The organism is Mycobacterium sp. TH-M25 (assembly GCF_057473665.1).
Window position 1 is genome coordinate 1 of sequence record NZ_JBYCLA010000431.1, and the last position, 3,437, is coordinate 3,437.

4 protein-coding genes are annotated in these 3,437 nt (G+C 66.0%); all 4 read right to left on the reverse strand.

Annotation, left to right across the window (positions count from 1 at the left end; translation table 11 throughout):
* A partial coding sequence (gene mtrB / locus AC2VOU_RS14620) for an MtrAB system histidine kinase MtrB (RefSeq protein WP_486958026.1) occupies positions 1–1,158 on the reverse strand: 1,158 nt, incomplete at its 3' end.
* Between the two features lie 91 nt (positions 1,159–1,249).
* Positions 1,250–1,936 (reverse strand): two-component system response regulator MtrA, encoded by a 687-nt coding sequence (mtrA, locus tag AC2VOU_RS14625; RefSeq protein WP_015354856.1) that lies wholly within the window; start codon positions 1,934–1,936, stop codon positions 1,250–1,252.
* An 85-nt stretch (positions 1,937–2,021) separates the two neighbouring features.
* Positions 2,022–2,651, reverse strand: coding sequence for a dTMP kinase (locus AC2VOU_RS14630; RefSeq protein ID WP_486958027.1), 630 nt, complete (start codon positions 2,649–2,651; stop codon positions 2,022–2,024).
* 109 nt (positions 2,652–2,760) lie between these two features.
* On the reverse strand, positions 2,761–3,437 hold a 677-nt coding region (locus AC2VOU_RS14635; RefSeq protein ID WP_486958028.1), incomplete at its 5' end, for an adenosylhomocysteinase.

A 3,437-nucleotide genomic window follows, 5' to 3' on the forward strand; every position in this document is an offset into this window, starting at 1 on the left:
GCTGACGTCTTCGTCCGGCATGTCGACGATCTTCTGCACGCCGGCGTCTTCGGCCAGATGCCCGACGTTGCCCAGCGCGCTGTTGACGGTGGTCCGCAAATCCACTGCCTCAACCGACAATTCCGCCACGCCGGCGTCGTGGCGGGAGATTTCCAGCAGATCGCTGAGCAGCGACTCGAACCGATCCAGCTCGTTGACCATCAACTCGGTGGACCGCCGCAGCGCCGGATCGAGGTCTTCGCTGTGGTCGTAGATCAAGTCAGCGGCCATCCGCACCGTGGTCAGCGGGGTGCGCAGCTCATGGCTGACGTCAGAAGTGAAGCGGCGCTGCAGGTTTCCGAACTCCTCGAGTTGAGCGATCTGGCGTGACAGGCTTTCGGCCATGTCGTTGAACGACACCGCCAGCCGGGCCATGTCGTCCTCGCCGCGGATCGGAATCCGTTCGGACAGATGCCCGTCGGCGAATCGCTCGGCCGTCCGCGCCGCCGCCCGGACCGGAACCACCACCTGACGCGTGACCATCCACGCGATCCCGGCCAGCAGCACCATCAGCACCAGGCCACCGGTGGCCATGGTGCCGCGGACCAGCGCGATCGTGCTCTGCTCGTTGCCCAGCGGGAACACCAGGTAAAGCTCGAGGTTGTTCACCCGCGACGTCGTGGGGGTGCCGATCACCAGCGCCGGCCCCGAGAAACCCTCGGTGTGCACGGTGGCGTACTGGTAGGCCACCTGCCCTGCTTTGACGAAGTCGCGCAGCGAATCCGGTAGCTGGTCGACCGGCCCGGCCGATGCCGCCGGACGAGGTCCCTGCCCGGGTACCACCAGGACCGCGTCGAACGCACCGGCCAGTCCCGCTCCGGAGGTGGGGTCGGTTTTCGACGTCAGCGTGTTGCGCGCCAATTGCAGGCTGCTGTCCAGCGAGCGCGCCTCTTCGCCGCTGACGATCCCGCTAACCGTGCTACGGGCGCGCTCGATCTGCTCGGTGGCGGCCCGCAGCTTGACGTCGAGCACGCGGTTGGTGACCTGGCTGGTCAATACGAAGCCCAGCGCCAGAATCACGGTCAGCGACATGCCGAGGGTCAGCGCGAGAACTCGAAGCTGCAGGGAACGACGCCACGCCACGCCGAGAGCACGACCCAGTGCGCCCATGCCCCGCATGACCGGGCCGGACCGGCCAGAACGACCCCGAAAACGTGGCTTCGGGCCCAAGCTCACCCGCGCCGCTCCTGCCTATTGCGGCGCTCACAGATCACGGAGGTCCGGCCTTGTAACCCACTCCTCGAACGGTCAGTACAACGGTCGGGTTCTCCGGGTCTTTTTCGACCTTGGCACGCAGACGCTGGACATGCACGTTCACCAAACGGGTGTCCGCGGGATGACGGTAGCCCCACACCTGTTCGAGCAGCACATCACGAGTAAACACCTGACGCGGTTTTCGCGCCAACGCCACGAGCAGGTCGAACTCCAGCGGGGTCAGCGAGATCTGTTCGCCATTGCGGGTCACCTTGTGGGCGGGCACATCGATGTCGACGTCGGCAATCGACAGCATCTCGGCGGGCTCGTCGTCGTTGCGCCGCAACCGCGCCCGCACCCGGGCAACCAACTCCTTGGGCTTGAACGGCTTCATGATGTAGTCGTCGGCGCCCGACTCCAATCCGAGCACGACGTCGACGGTGTCGGTCTTGGCCGTCAGCATCACGATCGGAACCCCGGAGTCGGCGCGCAGCACCCGGCACACGTCGATGCCGTTCATGCCAGGCAGCATCAAGTCCAGCAACACCAGGTCGGGCCGCAATTCGCGCACGGCAGTCAGTGCCTGGGTGCCATCGCCGATCACGGCGGTGTCGAACCCTTCACCCCGCAGCACAATGGTCAGCATCTCAGCCAGCGACGCGTCGTCGTCGACCACGAGAATCCTTTGCCTCATGGTGTCCATGGTGTCACCAGAACGCGACAAAACGGAGCTGCCACACGCATGTTTCGTGCACTTTTACCACAGCCGTCGCGCGGCCGGGCGCCAACTAGGCCATTAACTGCGCCGCCAAGACACCCGGATCGACCGTCTCGTCGACCACCAGCCAGTGTCCGCCCCAGCTCGCTGCGGCAAGCTCGGCGTACACCGCACCGGTGCGCTGTTGCAGTCCGGCGTCGCGTTCGTAGGCGTCGCGCGCCCGGCCGGCGTCCACGCTGGCGCGGTGGCGGGCCCGCTGCTCAGCGAGTTCTGCCGACACACCGAGCAGAACCTGCCAATCCGGTGCCGGCAGTGTCAGCCGGCCGAATTCGATGTCGTGCACCCAGCCGACCGCTTCGCCGGTCGCCTGCTGATGCAGGCGGGCAGCGCTGTAGGCGGCGTTGGAGGCCACGTAGCGGTCCAGGATCACCACGTCGTGCGCTTGTCGCAAAGCTTGGATCTGCGCACGAGCACCGGCGCGGTCGAGGGCGAACAGCATCGCCATCGCATACACCGAGGTAGCCAGGTCCCCGTGCCGGCCGCGCAGCGCCTCGGCCGCCACATCAGCGGTCAGCGACTCCCCGTATCGCGGGAACGCCATTGTGGCCACCGATTTCCCGGCGGTCTCGAACGCCGAGCGCAGGCCGTCGGTGAGTGTCCGCTTGCCGGCGCCGTCGACTCCCTCGATAGCGATCAGCACGGCGCGAGCCTAGTCGCGCCGCGCTGCTCGTGGGTTTCGAAACTGCGGCGAGCCGCAGGCCGGGCGTTGAAACCGCGGCTGGCCGCAGTTTCGACACGCCCTCGGTAACTCAGTAGCGGTAGTGGTCGGGCTTGTACGGGCCGTCCACGTCGACGCCGATGTACTCGGCCTGCTCCTTGGTGAGCTTGGTCAGCTCGCCACCGAGTGCTTCGACGTGGATACGGGCCACCTTCTCGTCCAGGTGCTTGGGCAGCCGGTAGACCTCGTTGTCGTATTCGTCGTTCTTGGTCCACAGCTCGATCTGCGCAATGACCTGGTTGGAGAAGCTGTTGCTCATCACGAACGACGGGTGGCCGGTGGCGTTACCCAGGTTGAGCAGCCGACCCTCGGACAGCAGGATGATCGAGCGGCCGGTGTCCGGGAACGTCCACACGTCGACCTGCGGGCGGATGTTGGTCTTGATGGCGCCCGACTTCTCCAACCGCGACACCTGAATCTCGTTGTCGAAGTGGCCGATGTTGCCCAGGATGGCCTTGTCCTTCATCGCCTTGATGTGCTCGAGGGTGATGATGTCCTTGTTGCCGGTGGTGGTGATGACGATGTCGGCCTCGCCGATCACGTCCTCCACCCGCTTGACGTCGTAGCCCTCCATCAGCGCCTGCAGCGCGTTGATCGGGTCGATCTCGGTGACGGTCACCCGTGCGCCCTGGCCGGCCAGCGAGTCCACCGAGCCCTTGCCGACGTCGCCGTAGCCACAGATCAGCACCTTCTTGCCGCCGATCAGCA